Genomic DNA, 19,484 nt, shown 5'->3' with positions numbered 1-19,484 from the left:
TTATATCAAAATGGTAGTTTTGTTAACGCTTATAGGGCAAATGACCACGTTCGGTGCAAATGACGCTGCAATCGTTGCGCGCTTACACCTTTAGATCCTTTGCGCAGGGGATAAATCCGACGTAACCGCCCCGCTCCAACAATCGCTTTTCACCGCCCACCCGCCAGTACAATTTCCTCTGAGCCGCGCGAAGTTCACGCCGAATGCGGAACCAGCTTGGTCCTTTATCCAGACCGGTATTCGTTTTGGTGTCTATCGACCGCTCACTGACCTTTACTTCTTCATCTGTCTGATCCTGTTGCTTTGACCAGATCATCTGAACGCCCACAGCAGGAAAACACTGATACATGCGCCAATCTGTGCGGGGATAGGAAATGAAGTCGTCCAGATGGTCTGAATACTGCTCGGACCAGGAAAGAAGCTTCCGACACGCGGTTTGGGTCACAATATAAGCGGCTGCGCTAGGAGCCATCTCAAGCATAGGTCTGACCGGAACGTCCGAAATGTGGCCTACTTCCCCAAATCTCATTGACCTTGGGGAATAATCGAGCTTGACCATATCGTACTCAGCCGGATTACTCAGCAAGGTCGAGACTTTCTTGCCCGTTTCCGCAGACAATTCCACGTCATCTTCAAATATTGCAACCGACTGAAGGCCGCGATCCAACGCAGCCTGCCAAACCGCACGGTGGCTTTCAAAGCACGCAATTTCACTTTGCTTTAGCCCCCAGCGGCTGCCCGCACCCGGCACATAGCCGTTATTGTCCAAGGCGCCCGGCACCTGACCATCGACTGCGCTGAACCGTGCGGCACCGGCCACGCCTGCAGCGGTAAACTGCCCTTCCATAAAGTCACGCCGTGCTGAGACACGGTCCAAGTTGATATAGAAAATACCCGTTTCCGGGGGCAGTTCGTGATCACTCACGGCAATTCCTTTCCAGTCACCCCGTCAGATAGACACCGGCGGCGGGGACATTCAACCGCCAACTTCATCTGGATGATCTATCCACCGACCAAGAACCCGGCTAGGTTTTGATCGGAAAACAAGAAACAGGTCTTCAGCTATGTCATCACATGGGTATTCCAGCGGACGCCTCAACCTGCCTTTCGTAGGCATATCAACCTTCGGCAAGTCACCCTATGTCGAGGACTGGGATCAGATAGACGCAGACGTGGCCGTTCTTGGCGCTCCGTTCGATTTCGGCACCCAGTGGCGGTCGGGCGCTCGGTTCGGGCCGCGTGCCGTGCGCGAGGCGTCGACCCTGTTCAGCTTTGGTCACGCGGGGGCCTATGATCACGAAGATGACGCGACCTATCTGGATAGCTCGGTCCGCATGGTTGATATCGGGGACGCCGACATCATCCACACCAAGACCGAGGAAAGCCACGCCAACATCCAGTTCGGAGTGCAGAAAATCCTGAACGCAGGGGCCCTACCTGTCACCATTGGCGGCGATCACTCGGTCAATATCCCTTGCATCAACGCATTTGCCGCGAATTGTGCCGAGAATGGTCCTATCCATGTGGTCCAGATCGACGCGCATCTGGATTTCGTCGATGAACGCCATGGTGTCACTGCCGGGCACGGCAACCCGATGCGGCGCGCGATCGAGAAAGACTATGTCTCGGGCATGACCCAGTTGGGCATTCGCAACGTATCCTCGACCGCGAAGGAAGGCTACGACGATGCCCGCGCCCGTGGCTCAGACATTCTGTCGGTGCGGCAGGTCCGCAAACTGGGAACCGAGGGCGTATTGGCCCGCATCCCTGAGGGCACGCGGTATTATGTGACGATTGATATCGACGCTTTTTGCCCTTCGATTGCGTCAGGCACCGGCACGCCCAGCCACGGGGGTTTTCTGTATTATGACGTGCTGGAAATCCTGCAAGGTCTGGCGCAACGCGGCGATGTGGTAGGCATTGATCTGGTCGAAGTCGCGCCGAATTACGACCCAACCGAAAGCACACAAATTCTAGCCGCGCAGGTGTTGCTGAATTTCATCGGCTTCATTTTTCACGAACGTGGCAAGAGGGGCTAAACGCCCCTCTTGCCCTTTGTGTCAGTTGATCGTGTTGTGTTCCGGCCCATATGGGAAGCCGGTGATGTTCTCGGCTCCGTCATCGCCGACAACCAGAATGTCATGCTCACGATAACCACCCGCGCCGGGCTGACCTTCGGGAATCCACAGCATCGGCTCGATTGACACGACCATACCCGGCTCCAGCACCGTGTCGATATCCTCGCGCAGCTCCAGCCCCGCTTCGCGCCCATAGTAGTGGCTGAGGACGCCGAACGAGTGGCCATAGCCGAACGACCGGTATTGCAGCAGGCCCTCATCAGCGAAGAACCGGTTGATCTCGGCGGTGATGCCCGAACAGGTCGCGCCGGGTTTAATCAGGCTTAGGCCCAATTCGTGCGCGGCGACGTTGGCCTTCCAGATGCGCAGGCTGTCAGCGTCTGGCTCGCCCAGGAACAGCGTACGCTCCAACGCGGTGTAATAGCCCGAGATCATCGGGAAGGTGTTCAGCGACAGGATATCGCCCTTTTGCAGGGCCCGCTTGGTTACGGGGTTATGCGCGCCATCAGTGTTCAGGCCAGACTGGAACCAGACCCAAGTGTCGCGGTATTCGGCATCCGGGTATGCGCGGGCAATCTCGGCCTCCATCGCGTCACGCCCAGCCATGGCGATCTCGATCTCAGTCGCGCCTTCGCGGATCGCGGCGTGGATGGCGGCACCGCCCACATCTGCGGTACGAGCCCCACCCTTGATCAGTTCTATCTCTTCTGCGGATTTCACCATCCGGGCCGCCATCGTATCACCGGCCACATCCACCAACTCGGGCTGTCCCAGCATTGCAAGCGCCGTGTCGCGTGCGGCCAGTGTCATGTGGTCGCCTTCAATACCGATCCGCTTAGCACCACCGATCAGGTCGGCCACCGCGCGCCAGTAATTGTCGCGTTTCCAGTCGGTGTAGATGACGTTTTCCTCGACCGAGCGTCGCCAAGGCTGGCCCGCGTCGATATTGGCCGAAACCGTCGTACACGCTTCCTGCGTCACAACACAGCCGTAAGGACGGCCAAAGGCGCAATACAGAAAGCCCGAGTAATAGGCGATATTGTGCATCGAGGTCAGCAGCACCGCCGGTATATCCCGCGCGGCCATCATGGCGCGCAGGCCCGACAGGCGGCGGGCATATTCTGCCTTGCTGAACGGCAGCGGGGCCTTGTCGCCATTGTGGCTGGTGAAGAACTCCGGGCGGTTTGTTAGATCTGTCATTATGCTCTCTCCTGCAATGCCGGACGAAGGGTGCCCGGCCACAAGTCCCGGCGTTCAGGACAAGCGGCCTCGGGAACCGAGAGCCATGCGCCCGTTTGACTGTCACGACGCCATCGTGACCGGGCTACACAAGGGTACGGCTAAATCACGCCGTGGCGCGCGTCAAGCGGGGGAAAGTCCCCGCAGACGCTCGGACCGGCGGCGCAGCAATTCAACCGTGGTCAGCAGCGCGATCGAGATCACCACAAGGATCGTCGCCACCGCCAGAATGGTCGGGCTGATCTGTTCGCGCAGGCCGGTGAACATCTGCCACGGCAGCGTCTTCTGGCTGGCCGAGCCGACGAACAGCACCACAACCACCTCGTCAAACGAGGTGATAAAGGCGAACAATCCGCCCGAGATCACACCCGGCAGGATCAGCGGCATCTGGATCTTGAAGAAGGTCCGCACCGGCCCTGCCCCCATATTTGCCGCTGCCCGCGTCAGTGACTGGTCAAACCCGACCAGAGTCGCCGTCACGGTGATGATCACAAACGGAATACCCAGAACCGCGTGGGCAAGAATGACCTTCACATAGCCCACAAAGTTCTTGTCCATTCCCAATGTGCCTTCAAGGAACCGGCCAATATCGCTGTAGAAAAAGAACATACCAGTGGCCGAGATGATCAGCGGCACGATCATGGGTGAGATCAGGATGCCCATAATCGCACGCCGCCCGGGAACATGGCTCTGGCTGAGGCCGATGGCCGCTAAAGTACCCAGAGAAACCGAAATGAACGTCGCAATCGGCGCGATGATCAGCGAGTTTTTGAAGCTGCGCTGCCATTCATTATTGGTGAAGAAGTCGCGGTAGTGCTTCAGCGAATATCCTTCAGGGTCCAGCCTCAGCATCTCGGGCGTGAAGGTGAAGAAGTCCTGCGCGTTGAACGACAGCGGCAGGACCACAAGGATCGGCGTGATCAGGAACACGAAGATCGCACCACAGATCACACGGAACGTATAGTGCCAGAACACCTGTTGACCGGTCAAATACGGCAGCAGTTTCTGCCGGTAACGGCCTTCATAAAGCCAGAAGATGAAGAAGGCGAAGAACCATCCGGCCAGCAGCCCGACAATCAGCCCGGTAACACCGGCAAACAGCAAGCCAAGCCCGCCCAGCCCTAGTATCGTGATCCACCGAGCCACGCTCTCATTGTCCAGAACGTTCATATAGACCCAGGCCAGCCCCGCCATAAGCGCGGCTCCGATCAAAATCCCCAGCAGGACGCTGCCCTGCCCGGCCCCGACGAACATGCCAAGGAAACCTCCGGCAATGGCCACCGCGGGCAGAACCACCGACATGGGTTTGCGGGATATAGGTGTAAGTGCTGCCATCGTCTTTATCCCAGCTTCACGTTGTCGATGCCCACGATCTTGTCATAGCACCAGTAGAGTAACAGAACGACCGCCAGCAGGATCGTACCCAAGGCCGCCGCCAGCCCCCAGTTCAACGAGGACGAGATGTGATAAGCGATCCGGTTCGAGATGAAGACACCCTTGGTGCCGCCCACGATCTCCGGTGTGATGTAGTAGCCGATTGCGAGGATGAACACGAGGATCGACCCTGCGCCGATGCCTGGAATGGATTGCGGGAAGTAGATGCGCCAGAAGGTCGTCCAGTTGGTCGCGCCCATGGATTTTGCCGCGCGTGTGTAGGAGTCTGGAATGGTCTGCATCACCGAATACATCGGCAAGATCATAAACGGCAGCAGGATATGCGTCATCGCAATGATCGTCCCGAATTGGTTGTTGATGATCACCAATCGCGCATCATCAGCCACCAGCCCCAGCCAGACCAGCGTTTCGTTGATCACGCCCTGCTGTTGCAACATCACCTTCCACGCCGAGGTTCGCACCAGAAGTGACGTCCAGAAAGGTAACAACACAAGGATCATCAACAGGTTCGACACACGCATCGGCAGCGTCGCCAACAGATAGGACACTGGGTAAGCCAGCAGGATACAGGACGCCGTAATAATCAGCGACATCATCAGCGTGCGGCCAAACAGCTTGATCAGAATTTGCTTATCTTCAGGTTGCGCCTGCGCGCCTTCGGGGGTGCGGCGCATGTCGATTGCATTCAGGAAATAGCCGTTAGTGATGGGAACCGCGTGCGTCTTGATCGTGCGCCAAGTCTCAACATCCCCCCAGCCATCGTGAATATCAATCAGCTTGTCTTTGAACGGGCCGTCTGTTTCCGGATCCAGCTTTTTGATCTGACGACCAGACCGGCGGAACATCGACGACATACCCGTTTGTTCATAGTTCAAACGCGAGCCCAGACGGGTGTGCGTTTTCTCGTCGATCGCGTTGATCATGTCCTTGGTGAAGGCCGCATAAAGCGCCTCATCCGGAAGTTCACCGCCGTCGGCATCCCAATTGCGTAATTCGACCACAGTCAAAGGCAGCGTGTCGGCCACGATGCTGTTTTCGACCGAGCGGAACAGCATAGACATGATCGGAATCACAAAGGAAAGCAGGACAAACAGCAGCAGCGGCGCAATCAGGGCCAGTGCCCTCAGCTTGCGGCGGCGCAAAGACCGCGCCAGAGATTTCTTCAGCGGCGTGCCATCGGCGGCCAGCATCGGACCGGATTGAGTTGCGTCAGTCATCTGCGTCCCTTGGTCTTTTTTGGTGGATCGGGGCCAATGACGGCCCCGACCAATGACTTAAAGCAGGCTTATTGCGCCAACCACGCCTGGAACTTGGCGTCGATGTCGTCGCGGTAGTCAGCCCAGAACTCGTAGTTGTAGAGGAACGTGTTCTTGGCGTTCTCCGGATCGGTCGGCATGTGCGGCGCCATGTCGATACCCAGATCGGCGTGCTGGCCCACCAGCGGTGCCGAAGATGCACGGGCCGGACCGTACGAGATGTACTTGGCCTGATCCGCCAGACGCTGTGTGTCGGTTGCGAACATGATGTAGTCCAACGCGCGCTGCTGACGCTCTTCGCTCAGACCGGCGGGGATGATCCAACCGTCCAGATCGAACACCTGCGCGTCCCACAGCATTGCGACGGGCTGTTTCTGCTCTTCGATCACGCTGAACAGACGACCGTTATAGGTCGAGCCCATGATGACTTCGCCGTCGGCCAACAACTGCGGCGTGTCGGCACCGGCAGACCACCAAACAACGTTGTCCTTGATGGTGCCCAGCTTGGCCAGCGCCTGATCCTGACCTTCCGGTGTTGCCAGAACATCATAAACGTCTTCTTTGGCCACGCCGTCACACAGTAGCGCCCATTCCATGTTATTGATCGGACGCTTTTCAAGCGAGCGCTTGCCCGGATAGTTCTCCAGATCGAAAACGGCGCAGATCTCGGTCGGAGGGTTATCGCCTACCAGATCGGTGCGATAGCCGAATGTAGTCGAATACACGATCTGCGGAATAAAGCAGTCGCTAACCAGAAGATCGCCGAAATCTTCGGACGCCGGTGTCCCGTCCGGTGCAGCGGCAAGTTGGCTGTCAAAGTCGATTTCAAGTGCCAGACCTTCATCGCACAGACGGATCGCGTCCGCGGCAACAACGTCCACCACATCCCAAGTGATGTTGCCCGCTTCATTCATCGCGCGCAGCTTTGCAACGGCCTCGGCCGAGCTGTCATCATTCAGGATGGTGACGCCGGTCTTTTCCGAATAGGGTTCGTGATACGCTTTGAGCTGCGACTTGGAATACGCGCCGCCCCAGGAGACGATGGTCATCTCTTCGGCCATCGCGCCACCGGCAACGGCAGCAACTGCGCTTGCCATCAGAGTGGTTTTAACTTTCATGTTTAACTCCCTGTTATACCCGTTAAATTTAGATTTTGAGACCGGGTCACGGGGCAACCCGGCCAACTCTTGCCCCGCAACGGCGGGGTATTCATGCCTCAGGCGTCAAGCGCCCGGCAATCATGCGCCAGCCAGCCGATCTCGACCTCTTGGCCGGGGGACAGCCTGATGGCGTCAGGTGCGTTCCGGGTCTTGATGATGAAGTCATCATTGCCCGCCACTGACAGGCGGAAACGGAACACGTCACCCATATAGATGAACTCTTTCACCGTTGCCTTCAGAGTGTGGGCATCGGCGTGCAGGCGATCTTTGTTGAATTCAACACGCTCAGGCCGGATCGACACCTTGGTCCGCTCACCCGCCTTGGTGACGTTCACTGGCTTCGCGTCAATTTCAGAGCCATCGTCAAGTGTGACCACGCACGAGTCGCCATCGATAGATTTAACAACACCTTCCAACGTGTTGTTTTCCCCAATGAACTGGGCAACAAAACTGTTTTCCGGCTCTTCGTACAGCAGATCCGGTGGCGCAAGTTGCTGAATGCGTCCGTCGTCAAACACGGCGACACGATCCGACATTGTCAGGGCTTCGGTCTGATCATGGGTCACGTAAACAGTTGTGATCCCCAACTCATGAGCCAGACGTGTGATTTCGAACTGCATATGCTCACGCAGTTGCTTGTCCAAGGCCCCCAGCGGTTCGTCCATCAAGACAAGCTCAGGCTCGAACACCAAGGCACGCGCAAGAGCGATACGCTGCTGTTGGCCACCCGACAATTGCGCAGGGCGACGACTGCCAAAGGCACCCATCTGAACCATATCCAAAGCGCGTTTGACCTTTTCTTCGCGCTCATCCTTGCCAATCTTCCGAACCTCAAGCGGGAACGATAGGTTCTCGGCGACAGTCATGTGCGGGAACAGCGCATAGTTTTGGAAAACCATGCCAATGCCGCGCTTATGCGGTGGGATGTTGTTGATCGGTCGCCCGTCCAACATGATCTCGCCATGCGTTGCCGTTTCAAAACCGGCAAGCATCATCAAACACGTCGTTTTGCCGGAACCCGATGGGCCCAGCATCGTGAGGAATTCCCCCTTTGGCATTGAAAGATTTAAATCTTTTACGACGAGTATTTCGCCATCATAAGATTTCTGGACACGCTGAAATTCGACGAACGCTGCGTCATTAGTCATTACCAACTTGGCTCCCCTGTGCCGTCCTTGGTTGCCCGGTTCATCCGGATCTCAAAGACCTGTCCGGCCCATTTAAGGACAAGCGGGACGCGTCGCGCAACCAAAATATGTCTAGAGAATGACAAAGAAATTGGCACGCGCCTGATATTCAGGCGGAATTCAGGTGCCGCATGTGCCAGGCAAGGCTCTGATTGCTGGAAAGCACGGGCTTACCAAGCTGTTTTTCGATTTCCGGGATCGCGTCAAAAGTTCTGAGATTCGTGCAACTTATGAAAACAGCTTCGACCGCCGAATCAGAACCCAGCCGGATGGCGGCATCGGTGACGGATTGTTGGGATATCCGCACGACTTTGGATTCCTCTGCCTCCCCAAAAGAGCCAAAAACATCCATCAAAATCCCATATTGAGAGAAAGCATGTCGAAGAGGTTCGTTCACTTCTTCGATATATGGGGACAAAAGCGCGAATTTCGAAACCCCAAGTTCTGCGGCACAGGCCGAAGCTGCGCGCAAAGGATTCGTGACGGTTGCAACGTCACATGTGCGCTGAACCATCCGTTCAACCTGATCTGAGCCAATCACAGAACTGGCTGAGGTGCAGCCATATCCCACAACCTTGTACGGCCGGATTTTTGGCAACAGGTCCGCAGCCGCAGGCAATGATTTCTCCATTTCTGACAGGGTGTCCGTGGTGACTTCGGCCCCGCTTGGAATCCTTGATACGTAAAGCGGAACGCTGCGATCCGCGAAATAGGCGCTGAACTCGGGCTCGATTGTTTCGTCTGTTTGCAGGACAATCAAACCAAGCGGACTGACGGATGGGTCATCTGCATCAAGAGTGTATGATAAGTAACTCATATCTCATTCAACTCCGTCCCAGACTTAGGACTGATAAATCGCGGCGCGTCTTCGGTGATAACTATGTTTTCCTCGTGAACCAGAATTTTGTCACCAACTGCGATGCCGGGTTCAAGCGTCAGTACCATACCGGCCTCAAGAACTGTTTCATCGCCGGGTATGAGCGACGGCCACTCTGTCAATGACATTCCAAGCCCATGCCCCAACCGACCTGCCCCGGTATCACCGCTTTGGCGTGACAGAACTGAGTTCATCGCCTGATACAAATCGCACGCACGCGCGCCTGCACGGGCGACTTCAAACGCGGCATCAGTCGCCTCAATCAAGGTTGCATATGCCGATTTGACATCTGCCGTGGCCGGACCGATCGACCAGTTGCGGTCATAATCGCAAAAATAGCCGTCCCAAACCAATCCCGTGTCCAACATCAGAACATCTCCGGGTGCAATAGCGGTATCTCGGGCTGGTGAGATTACGTCTGCATATCCGCCCTGTTCCGCGCCTCCGGCGAGGTAAGGTACCCAGTCCGCGCCTTCTTCCAAACACAACATCTGAAAGTGGCGGAAAACTGAGGCAACCGTAACACCGGCGCCGGCGATTTCTGGGACACGCGCGAAGGCACGGCCCGCGATGGTGCAAGCCGCTTCGATCTTTGCAATCTCGGATTCGGATTTCACCATTCGGAGCCTGCGCAAAATACCTGCGTCACCTGCAAATACGCGATCGTCCGCCAACTGTTTCAGGCGATATAAGTCGGCCAGGGGCATTCGGATATGTGTTTCGTGCCCGTCTGGTAATCCGATACGGGAACCAGGCTGAGTCACCTCTCGTAGTGTGTCTGCCAGCAGGTTGATCCCATCATCGCTTAGATCCGGCGAGCTCCACGTACGGATATCATCAATCCACGTTTGTCCCATCAGCGCCGCGCCAATCGAAGGAATGACGGCAATGGGTCTGCCAGATGCAGGCACGATCAGGAACCAAGGGCGCGTCGGACTTTCCCAGAACCGGGTCAAGTAACCTGTGAAATAGCGCACTTCGGGCTCGGTGGTTAGCAGCAATGCCGAAAGCCCATGCTCGCTCATCAAACGCTGGGCACGTTCGGTGCGTGCCGCGAATTCGGTATCCTCAAACCCCTTCATTCGGCAATCTCGGACAAAAAGCATAGAACCCGTGCCTCGGGGCCCATACCCAATTCAGTGCGAACGTTGGAATTCATGACGGCTGCAATCCCTGCCCCTCCGGACGCTGTTGTCGCGATGCCTGCCTTGGCCATTGCCGGCAGATAACGCAGAACTTCTTCATCCGAGAGCGTCAGAAACATATCCGCATCTCGTGCCAGACCGTTCAGCGCGATCAGCGACGGCTCTTTACAGTCAAGGCGGCCCATTACGCTGTCAGGCCCATCGGCGAAGACACACGCGCCCGCCTCGATACTGGCCTGCAAAGCGGGCGCAGCCTCGGGCTCGACCACGATAATCTGAGGTGCATCCTTCCAGACGTCGCGGGCATAGGCGGCGACGGCCCCTGCCAACCCACCTACGCCAGCCTGCAAGAAGATATGCGTGGGCACCTGTGGGCATTGACGCACGGCCTCGGCCGCCATTTGCAGGTAGCCTTCCATCAGGATATGCGGCAATTCATAGTATCCGGGCCAGGAACTGTCAGACAGCAACGTCCAGCCATTATCCCGAGCGGCCTGCGCCGCAGCCTCCATACTGGCCGCATAATCAACACCCTGACGCACGACCCGCGCGTTCTGAGACCGCAAGCGATCCGCAAAGCTTTCGGGCACAGTTTCAGCGATATACACCACTGCATCTGCACCAAATATCCGCGCACCAGCCGCAACACTCATGCCGTGATTGCCCGCGCTGGCGGTCACATAGGTCCGCCCGGTTAAGGTTGTATCGTCGGGGGCGCCGGAGATATCCGCAGCGTGGCGCGCAATCACATATGCCGCGCCCAACGCCTTGAACGACCCAAGGTTCATCCGCCCACGCTCATCCTTCACCCAGAGATTTGCGACATCGGCAAGGCCGCCAACCTGAGTCAGCGGAGTTTCAGCGGCCGCGGGGCACTGACCCAACAGGGCCGCAACTCGCGCGGCATCGGTTGAGGGAAATGGCGCCTCTGGGATCAGTTTCTGACCACCGCGATACGGGTTGGATGAGATCTTCAATTGCCTGCCTTTCCTGTGTTGCCCATTGACGTGACCGATTTCGTCAAGTTCTGTCAACAAGACTTCACACCAGACAGGAGCAGCCCATGGCCCACGCTGATCCGGCATTTACTCAGGCAGAGTATGACCGCCGCATGACCAAGACGCGCGCGGCGATGGCAAAGGCTGGCCTGGACGCGCTGTTTGTCGAAGACCCCTCGAACATGGCGTGGCTGACGGGGTATGAGGGCTGGTCGTTCTACGTGCATCAAGGCGTCGTGGTTTTACACGATGCCGATCCGATCTGGTGGGGTCGAGGTCAGGATGCCAACGGGGCACGCCGCACTGTCTGGATGACGAACGACCGCATTCGCGGCTATGCGGACGAATATGTTCAGTCGACCGTTCGTCACCCGATGCAGGACCTTGCAGCGTTGATTGCAGATTGCGGTCTTGCCGACGGGCGTATCGGTGTCGAATTAGACAACTACTATTATTCGGCCAAGGCCCACCTGACCCTTCAGGCAGAGCTTCCCAACGCCGAACTGATTGACGCAAACGCGCTGATCAATTGGCAACGCGCGGTTAAGTCCGACGAAGAGATTGTCTTGATGAGCAAGGCCGCGCGTATCTCAGAACATATTATCGACGGCGTTCTGGAACGCGTGGAACCGGGGCTTAGAAAAAACGAATTAGTGGCCCAGATTTACAGCGACGCAATTCATGGCGCCGACGGGAATTGGGGTGACTATGCGGCCATTGTGCCCTTGCTTCCTTCGGGGCCAGACGCGGCGGCGCCCCACCTAACGTGGGATGGCGCGCCGTTCAGATCGGGTGAGTGCACGTTCTTTGAACTCTCCGGCTGCTATCGACGGTATCACACACCTTTCTGCCGGTCGGTGTTCCTTGGTCAGCCACCTGATCACCTGCTGCGCGCCGAAGCGGCGTTGGTTGAGGGGCTTGAAGCAGGCTTGAATGCAGCCCGCGCGGGCAATCAGGCCCGCGATATTGCGCTTGCGTTGGCCGCGCCGCTGGAACGCTCCGGGATCGAACGCGGCGCGCGGTGCGGCTATCCTGTCGGCCTCAGTTATCCGCCAGATTGGGGCGAGCGCACCATATCCCTTCGACCCGAGGATGAAACCGTTCTTGAACCTGGCATGACCTTCCATTTCATGCCCGGCCTTTGGATGGATGACTGGGGGCTTGAGATCACTGAGTCCATCCTGATCACCGAATCCGGGCCAGCAGAGTGTTTCTGTGACCGCCCCCGCAAACTGTTCGTAAAGCCATGACATTGCAAAGAACCAAGGAAATCCTGTCTGATTTGATCGCGTTTGAAACGGTTTCGGCGGATAGCAATCTTGAGATCATCCACTATTTGACCGACTTTCTTACGGCACTGGGTGCGCGGTGTATTCAGACTCAGGATGCGACTGGAACAAAGGCCAACGTCTTTGCCACGCTTGGGCCAGAGATGGATGGCGGCATTGTTTTGTCCGGACATACGGATGTTGTTCCCGTGGCCGATCAAGACTGGACCAGCGATCCGTTCCAGATGGTCGAGCGTGACGGAAAGCTGTATGGGCGCGGTACCTGCGACATGAAGGGGTTCATAGCCGCGGCCTTGGCTTTTGCGGAAACTCTTGATGCGAAGCAGTTGACCCAACCGCTGCATTTCTCGTTCACCTATGACGAGGAAACCGGGTGCCTTGGCGCGCGCAATCTGGTGGATGACCTGTCCGAGCGTGGCATCGTTCCAGATATCGCCATCATAGGTGAACCGACAGAAATGCGCGTGATTGAGGGCCACAAGGGCTGCTATGAATACACCACGTCCTTTATCGGGCTCGAAGGGCACAGCTCAGCCCCGGATGACGGAGTAAACGCGGCTGAGTATGCAGCCCGCTATATCGGAAAGCTGCTGGAATTGCGGCAAGTCCTAAAGTCCCGCGCACCATCCGGCAGCCCGTTTGAACCACCTTGGACGACCGTGAATATCGGGCTTATTTCCGGTGGTGTCGCGCACAATGTGATCGCCAGCAAAGCCGAGGTTGCTTGGGAAATGCGGCCCGTTCAGTCCAGCGATGCGGATCTGGTCAAGCGCACTCTGTCCGACTATGTCAAACGCACGTTGCTGCCTGAAATGCAGGCCGTGCACAGCGCCGCCAATATTACGCAACAGGCCGTCGCCGAAGTTGCAGGCCTTGAACCGATGGACAAAAACGCAGCCCGAGACCTTGTGGCCGAGCTGACCGGTGCCAACGGCACGGGCGTCGTTTCATTCGCGACAGAAGCGGGGCTGTTTCAACAGCTTGGGGTTCAGGCAATTGTCTGCGGGCCGGGATCAATCACCCAAGCCCATAAAGCAGACGAATATGTCGAGATTGAACAGCTTGAGCTTTGCTGTCGGATGCTCGACCGCTTGGGGCGTCGAATGACCGCCTAGCCTGCGCCGTGAGAACGATCATAAGCTGATCGTGCGGGCTGGACATGCGCATCTCGCGCGTCTTGCCCCGGATCATACACCTCAATCAGCAACGGATAGCAGGCCGCGGAATCCGAGGAGTGCTCGGACGAACAGTCCCCTCCCGGACAGGCCGAAAGCCCGACGATCAGATCAATCTCAGCGTAGAATTCCAGAAAATCGCCGGGGCGCACTGGGCTGGCTTTCATGAAATACTGTCCGGTATCGCGCGTGAACCCCGTGCACATGAACACATTCAGAACGTCATGCACATGCATTTCCGCCTCATGAAGCGGCAGGTCGCAATGGCTGGCCAGAGCCCGCGTCAGGTTCGAGTGGCAGCAATAGTGATAGTCGTCGCCAGACAGAAGGCGGCCCGTATAGGGATCACAACGCGTGCCGATCACGTCATGAACAGAGCCGCCAAATTCGTCAAACCCGTACCAGTCCAACGTATCACCCACGATGGTCGCCATTGGGCGCATGTTGGGAAAGCTGGACCACATGCGATCTCCGGTCGACAGATGTGTCCCGTGCAGGGCGCGGGTTTTGCCGGAATAGAACCGCTCAGACAGGTCGTGTTTGTTCCACATATTCAGATCGCCGACCTGTGGGCCATCGACCGAAACAACCCGAACGAAAGCGCCGGCAGGCACATCTATGCAGGCCGCGTCCCGCGGTGCGACAGTCACCTCGGCAATCTTGGATGCCTGCTGCCTAAGCGTGCTCAGCGCGCCCAAATCAGGTTGCGGCAACGTATCTGGCGAATAGCAGATGACCGGAGGGATACCCTTGCGCTGGTTTGCGTCTGTTGGCGCCCTGAAATGCGGGTTCTTCAATTTCACGGGCATACTCCCTTCCCTGTTTCGGCCCAGACTTAGCGCATTACAAACGGGTTCGCCATCGGCTCTTGCGCGGTGCTGATCCATGTTGTTTTGGTCCGTGTGTAATCCAAAATCGCCTCGACCCCGGCCTCGCGCCCATAGCCGGATTGATTGAACCCGCCAAACGGCGCGATGGGCGAGATTGCGCGATACGTATTTACCCAGCAGATGCCAGCCCTGATCCGCTTGGAAACCCTGTGCGCGCGCGCAAGGTTCTGCGTGAAAACGCCAGATCCAAGCCCGTAGGGTGTGGCATTTGCCAGCGATATGGCCTCCTCCTCGGTATCAAACGGCAATAGGGACATCACAGGGCCAAACATTTCGACCTTCAGGGTCTCCGTTTCGGGCGAGTTGCACTGAACCAGCGTCGGATTCATGTAATTCCCCAGCCTGTCTGCGGTATCCCCACCGAACCGGATCACTGCACCCTGCCCGCGTGCTGCGGCCAGCGTCTCTTGGATCTTGCGAACCTGAGCTTGCGTGCAGAGCGGGCCAACATGCGTGTCCGCATGCAAAGGATCACCCACCTGAATCGCGCGGGATTTTTCTTCGATCCGCTCTATCAGAGCATCCAGAACAGGCCGGTGCACCAGCCCACGGGTTCCCGCGACGCAGCTTTGGCCGGACGCGCCGAAGTTACCTGCAATTAAGCCGTTCGCCGCCCCATCCAAATCCGCGTCCTCAAACACCAGTATCGGGGATTTACCGCCCAGTTCCAAAGAGGTAACCGCGAAATTCTCAGCCGAGTTTCGCACAACGTGGCGCGCGGTTTCCGGCCCGCCTGTGAAAGCGATGCGATCCACGTCGGGATGACGCGTCAGGGGTATGGCGCAATTTTCGGCATCCCCTGTGATAACCGACACAACACCTGGCGGAAAACCGGCCTCCTCGATCAATCGAGCGAATTCCAGCATCGGGGCCGGTGCGATTTCCGAGGCTTTCAGAATCACGGCACACCCAGCCGCAAGAGCAGGGCCTAGTTTTGTTGCAGTCAGGAACATCTGCGCGTTCCACGGCACGATCGCGGCGACCACTCCAATCGGTTCGCGCGTCGTAAACACGTGCATGTCCGGTTTGTCGATTGGCAGAACCGTCCCCTCGACCTTATCAGCCAACCCCGCGAAATACCGATAATAGTCAGCGACATACCCCGTTTGCGCCGCAGTTTCCGCCAGCAACTTGCCGCTGTCCGTTGTCTCAAGCTCGGCCAGACGCGATGCGTTTTCGGCAACCAGATCAGCCAGTCGATACAGCAGTTTCCCCCGAGCGGTTGCTGACAGATCGCGCCACAGCGGATCGTCCAACGCGCGTTTCGCTGCTGCGACAGCGCGGTCAACATCCTCGGGCGCGGCGCAGGCGAAGGTCGCCCAACCCTGACCGGTAGCCGGGTTTTCAGACGTCATAAACTGTGTCGACGCGCCTTCGGTCCGGCGGCCATCAATGAAAAGCTTAAAGTGCGGCAAGTTACCCATCGTGATCCTCACTGAAAAACCGGCATGACTTCGTCAATGAACCGAGCCAACGACGCGCGTTTGCGATCGTTGGTCATTCCACTGTCGATCCAGAACGAAAACTCATCATAGCCCAAATCTTCGTACCGCTTGATGCGGTCGATGACCTGTTGCGGGGTGCCGACGGTCAGATCGGCCGCCAGCTTCTCGGTCGTGTACATAGGGTTCGCGTCCATTTCGTCTGGCGAGATCGGCTGAATCAAGCCCTGAGTGATCGGGCGCTTGTTCAAGAACCACGCACCGAAATAATTGTAATACCGACGCAAGTCCTGGACGCCCCGAGCAACATCATCTTCATCAGCGCCGACATATGTGTGATGAAGCAACATGATTTTGGGGCGCGGTCCAGAATAGCTGTCGCAGGCATCGTTGAACCGCCCCATCAGGGTTTCGATCTCTTCCATGCCTTGCCACAAGGGGGTGACCTGAATGTTAAACCCATTATGGACGCCGAACTCGTGACTGTTGGGGTCGCGTGCTGCGATCCAGATCGGGGGTCCGTCCTCTTGCAATGGCTTCGGCGCGGACGTCGTTGCGGGGAAGGAATAGAACTCACCATCATGTGCACAGTCCCCTCGCCAGATTTCTTTCAACAACGGCGTCGACTCGCGCATCCTTTGACCCGCTTCCCACGCGTCCATGCCCGGCATTAGGCGTTCGTATTCAAAGGAATACGCCCCGCGCGCGATCCCCAACTCTATTCGTCCTTTGGTGATCTGATCCGCTGCCGCTGCCTCACCCGCCAGTTTGATCGGATGCCAGAATGGGGCGACAACCGTCCCAGTCCCCAAACGGACGTTGCGCGTGTGATGCGCCAGATCGACCAACGATAGAAATGGGTTCGGCGCGATGGTGAACTCCATCCCATGATGCTCGCCCGTCCAGACCGCGCGCATCCCGCCCTCGTCCGCCATTTTAACAAGCCCAACGAATTCATCGTAAAGAACGTCATGAGGCTGCTGCGGCGTCAGGCGCTCCATATGGGCAAACAGGGAAAACTCCATCAACGGGCTCCTTCATTCAAACTGTGGATGTCACCCTGTTTCGCGTCGCCAAGGTAGAGAGAGAAATTTCCCTCCTGCGCCTCGACCGCAAAGCGGGTCATCATGTCGTGGATGGCTTGAGTGGTATAGGTGAGCTTGGGCAATGCATCGACAGGCACCCATTTGGTGCCTTTTACTGCGGGGGTATCGTGGCAAGTGGTCAAAAAGAACGTATAGTGTAGCGCGCTTGCCGCGTCGCTAAACGAGGAATACACCTGATCTACCCGCGCAGTCACACCACGGTCTGACAGCCCTTGCGCCAACCTATTGCGCTGCCCTCCGGGTTCGACACCTGCGATCTGAAGCGGTTGGTGCCGACCGTTGTGAACCTCCAGCAAAACATGACCGTTCGACCGCACCAACGCACCGCAGATCGTTGGCTCTTTCGCGTCGATCTCGCGCTCCAGACCCAGGCTGAAATACGCCCCGCCGACATAACCCAGACCATTGCCCTTGGCGTGTGAAAACTCCTGAACTCGGCCGATCAAAACCGTATGATCCCCGGTAGGGACAACGGCATGCGTTTCACAACAAAATTGGGCCAATGCCCCTTGGATCAACGGCAGGTCACCTAACCCTCTGGAGTGGTCAACCTTGGCAAAACGGTCACCTTTAAAGCCTGCAAAGGTGTTGGACACTTCCTGCTGACCCTCAGACAGGATGTTGACAGCGAAATGCGAGCACTTGGCAAAAACATCGTGGCTGGACAGAAACTTGCCCGGACAAACCAACAACAAAGGCGGATCCAGCGATACGGACGAAAATGAGTTTGCCGTGAATCCGACCGGAGCCCCATTGGGATCAAGTGTGGTCACAACGGTTACGCCGGTCATGAAGCTGCCGAAAGCGTCGCGCAGCGCCCTTGGGTCGATGGTCGTCATATCAGGCACTCCTGCACGAACCCCAACAGATACGAATTCACCTCAACCGGATGAGTCATTGGCATCATGTGCGCCGCGCCGGGCACGATCTCGGCACGTCCCTGCGCCACCAGATCTGCCATCTTGCGGGACATAGCGGGGGTTGAGTTCGGCTCGTCCGCGCCTGTCATGAACAGCGCGGGACACGTGATTTTGGATATGTCATCATCCGACAACCCATCGCTTTCAGCAAAGACGCTGTAGGCGGCTTTATAGGCCGCCGGGTTCACCTCGGTCAGCCATTGGGCACAGGCGTCGCGTTCTTTGGTTTCGTGATCGCCGAACCAGCGTCTAAGTGTACCTGACGGATCGTTCGATGCGTCTGCACTCAATGAAGTGGCGCGTGCAATAACCGCCTCACGCGCCTTGGGATCACGTCGGTAAACTGTATTCAGGGCCGCAACACCCCTGACATGCTCATGTCCTGACGCGGCCAACGACAACGCTACCAACGCGCCCATCGAATGTCCGACCAGAACGGATGGTTCGGACAATAGGGGTTCAACGGCTTTAACGTAGCTGAGCAGCCCACCGGGGTCACAGAAGGGTGACCGACCGTGGCCAGACATGTCCGGACACAAAACGCGGAAGCCTGCCGCGCCGAATGCATCAATCTGCGCATTCCACGCCTCAGCCCGCAGGCCAACCCCGTGTAACAGGATGACCAGCGGCCCCTCGCCTGACTCTATGACGGCAAGATCGCCAAACTCAAACCGAGGCCGGGTTGTCCACGTCATGACCCAGATCCTTCAAATCCTGATAGCGGTCTCCGATACGATGATGTGGCCGCCCCGAAGTCGCACCACCCAGAACCACAACAACCTCATCAGCGCGCGGCGCGTCGGGAATCGCAAATTGCAGCGTCAGGTAATGCGACCGACGGCCCGCGTCGTTCTTATCCATCATCGGCACCATGATCGGCGTGTTCGCGGGCCCGCGTGTATCGGTGAAAGACAGGTAGGATTTCGCACCAACCGCCTGCCGGAAAAAATTCCCGAAATGCAGGGTGTAGATCAGACCCGAGGCGTGCTCGACCTCGCCGTCCAATCCGACAACGGCAGCTTTGCCATAGGCCTCGATCGCATCGCCCCCTCCGGCCAGCGCGACCATTCGGTTGGTCAGCAATTCACCCAAGATCGGTCCATAAGCAAGGATTTCAGCGCGCAGATCGTCGACATACCGACCAGCCCACGGGTTCGACACAACCGCTGCAACGGCAAACATGCGCCAAGTACGGTCGGCTTTACGAAATCCTTCGACCAGAACTTCCTCATCATAGGTTACGATTTTTCGGATGTTTGGCTTCACGGTTGTCCCCTTTCTCAGTCAGGCAAAATATCACCGCCGGAATCATCTTTTGACAAACGAA

The 19,484-nt window shown here is 57.4% G+C and carries 18 protein-coding genes; 3 read left to right on the top strand and 15 right to left on the bottom strand.

What is annotated here, in order from left to right:
* Positions 1–82 precede the first annotated feature (82 nt).
* Positions 83–925: a glycosyltransferase family 25 protein gene (locus GOV87_RS02390; RefSeq protein WP_171210693.1), complete on the bottom strand. Its 843-nt coding sequence runs from the start codon at positions 923–925 to the stop codon at positions 83–85.
* A 139-nt stretch (positions 926–1,064) separates the two neighbouring features.
* Between GOV87_RS02390 and speB the strand changes: the two genes are divergently transcribed.
* Positions 1,065–2,039, top strand: a complete 975-nt coding sequence (gene speB, locus GOV87_RS02385; RefSeq protein ID WP_171210692.1) for an agmatinase — start codon at positions 1,065–1,067, stop codon at positions 2,037–2,039.
* Positions 2,040–2,060: 21 nt separating this feature from the next.
* Here speB and GOV87_RS02380 read toward each other — a convergent pair whose 3' ends face one another.
* From GOV87_RS02380 to GOV87_RS02345, 8 genes are all read right to left on the bottom strand, one after another.
* Entirely contained in the window at positions 2,061–3,278 is a 1,218-nt protein-coding gene (locus GOV87_RS02380) for an aminopeptidase P family protein (RefSeq protein ID WP_171210691.1), read from the bottom strand.
* Positions 3,279–3,440: 162 nt separating this feature from the next.
* Positions 3,441–4,652 (bottom strand): ABC transporter permease, encoded by a 1,212-nt coding sequence (locus GOV87_RS02375; RefSeq protein WP_171210690.1) that lies wholly within the window; start codon positions 4,650–4,652, stop codon positions 3,441–3,443.
* A 5-nt stretch (positions 4,653–4,657) separates the two neighbouring features.
* Complete coding sequence (locus GOV87_RS02370; protein ID WP_171210689.1) at positions 4,658–5,929, bottom strand: ABC transporter permease; 1,272 nt, start codon at positions 5,927–5,929, stop codon at positions 4,658–4,660.
* 68 nt (positions 5,930–5,997) lie between these two features.
* Positions 5,998–7,086, bottom strand: a complete 1,089-nt coding sequence (locus GOV87_RS02365) for an extracellular solute-binding protein (protein WP_171121247.1) — start codon at positions 7,084–7,086, stop codon at positions 5,998–6,000.
* Between the two features lie 98 nt (positions 7,087–7,184).
* The gene (locus GOV87_RS02360; protein WP_171123112.1) at positions 7,185–8,276 is read right to left on the bottom strand and encodes an ABC transporter ATP-binding protein; all 1,092 of its coding nucleotides are present in this window, start codon (positions 8,274–8,276) and stop codon (positions 7,185–7,187) included.
* A 148-nt stretch (positions 8,277–8,424) separates the two neighbouring features.
* Positions 8,425–9,132, bottom strand: a complete 708-nt coding sequence (locus GOV87_RS02355; RefSeq protein ID WP_171210688.1) for an aspartate/glutamate racemase family protein — start codon at positions 9,130–9,132, stop codon at positions 8,425–8,427.
* Entirely contained in the window at positions 9,129–10,274 is a 1,146-nt protein-coding gene (locus GOV87_RS02350) for a Xaa-Pro peptidase family protein (protein WP_171210687.1), read from the bottom strand. The genes GOV87_RS02355 and GOV87_RS02350 overlap by 4 nt, the downstream gene beginning before the upstream one ends.
* Positions 10,271–11,314: a pyridoxal-phosphate dependent enzyme gene (locus tag GOV87_RS02345; protein WP_171210728.1), complete on the bottom strand. Its 1,044-nt coding sequence runs from the start codon at positions 11,312–11,314 to the stop codon at positions 10,271–10,273. The genes GOV87_RS02350 and GOV87_RS02345 overlap by 4 nt, the downstream gene beginning before the upstream one ends.
* Before the next feature lie 86 nt (positions 11,315–11,400).
* On the opposite strand from GOV87_RS02345, the gene GOV87_RS02340 reads away from it, so the two are divergent.
* Together GOV87_RS02340 and argE are read left to right on the top strand one after the other, a co-directional pair.
* A complete protein-coding gene (locus tag GOV87_RS02340) occupies positions 11,401–12,585 on the top strand; it encodes a M24 family metallopeptidase (protein ID WP_171210686.1) in 1,185 nt (394 codons plus the stop codon).
* A complete protein-coding gene (argE, locus tag GOV87_RS02335; protein WP_171210685.1) occupies positions 12,582–13,739 on the top strand; it encodes an acetylornithine deacetylase in 1,158 nt (385 codons plus the stop codon). The genes GOV87_RS02340 and argE overlap by 4 nt, the downstream gene beginning before the upstream one ends.
* Here argE and GOV87_RS02330 read toward each other — a convergent pair.
* From GOV87_RS02330 to GOV87_RS02305, 6 genes are read right to left on the bottom strand one after another with little or no spacing between them, the layout of a single operon-like run.
* Positions 13,736–14,608, bottom strand: coding sequence for a DUF1989 domain-containing protein (locus tag GOV87_RS02330; protein WP_171210684.1), 873 nt, complete (start codon positions 14,606–14,608; stop codon positions 13,736–13,738). The genes argE and GOV87_RS02330 overlap by 4 nt on opposite strands.
* Before the next feature lie 26 nt (positions 14,609–14,634).
* Positions 14,635–16,113 carry an aldehyde dehydrogenase gene (locus tag GOV87_RS02325; RefSeq protein WP_171210683.1) on the bottom strand — a complete coding sequence of 493 codons (1,479 nt, stop codon included), beginning with the start codon at positions 16,111–16,113 and terminating at the stop codon, positions 14,635–14,637.
* 8 nt (positions 16,114–16,121) lie between these two features.
* Positions 16,122–17,156: an LLM class flavin-dependent oxidoreductase gene (locus tag GOV87_RS02320; RefSeq protein ID WP_171121239.1), complete on the bottom strand. Its 1,035-nt coding sequence runs from the start codon at positions 17,154–17,156 to the stop codon at positions 16,122–16,124.
* Positions 17,156–18,076, bottom strand: a complete 921-nt coding sequence (locus GOV87_RS02315) for a flavin reductase family protein (RefSeq protein WP_171210682.1) — start codon at positions 18,074–18,076, stop codon at positions 17,156–17,158. Before GOV87_RS02315 ends, GOV87_RS02320 begins: the two co-directional genes overlap by 1 nt.
* Positions 18,073–18,852 carry an alpha/beta fold hydrolase gene (locus GOV87_RS02310; protein ID WP_171210681.1) on the bottom strand — a complete coding sequence of 260 codons (780 nt, stop codon included), beginning with the start codon at positions 18,850–18,852 and terminating at the stop codon, positions 18,073–18,075. The genes GOV87_RS02315 and GOV87_RS02310 overlap by 4 nt, the downstream gene beginning before the upstream one ends.
* Positions 18,824–19,423 carry an amino acid synthesis family protein gene (locus GOV87_RS02305; RefSeq protein WP_171210680.1) on the bottom strand — a complete coding sequence of 200 codons (600 nt, stop codon included), beginning with the start codon at positions 19,421–19,423 and terminating at the stop codon, positions 18,824–18,826. Before GOV87_RS02305 ends, GOV87_RS02310 begins: the two co-directional genes overlap by 29 nt.
* Positions 19,424–19,484 lie beyond the last annotated feature (61 nt).

This window comes from Ruegeria sp. HKCCA5426 (assembly GCF_013034585.1).
Classification (GTDB): domain Bacteria; phylum Pseudomonadota; class Alphaproteobacteria; order Rhodobacterales; family Rhodobacteraceae; genus Ruegeria.
The sequence above is the reverse complement of the archived record's forward strand: the minus strand, read 5'-3'. Positions and strand labels throughout refer to the sequence as shown.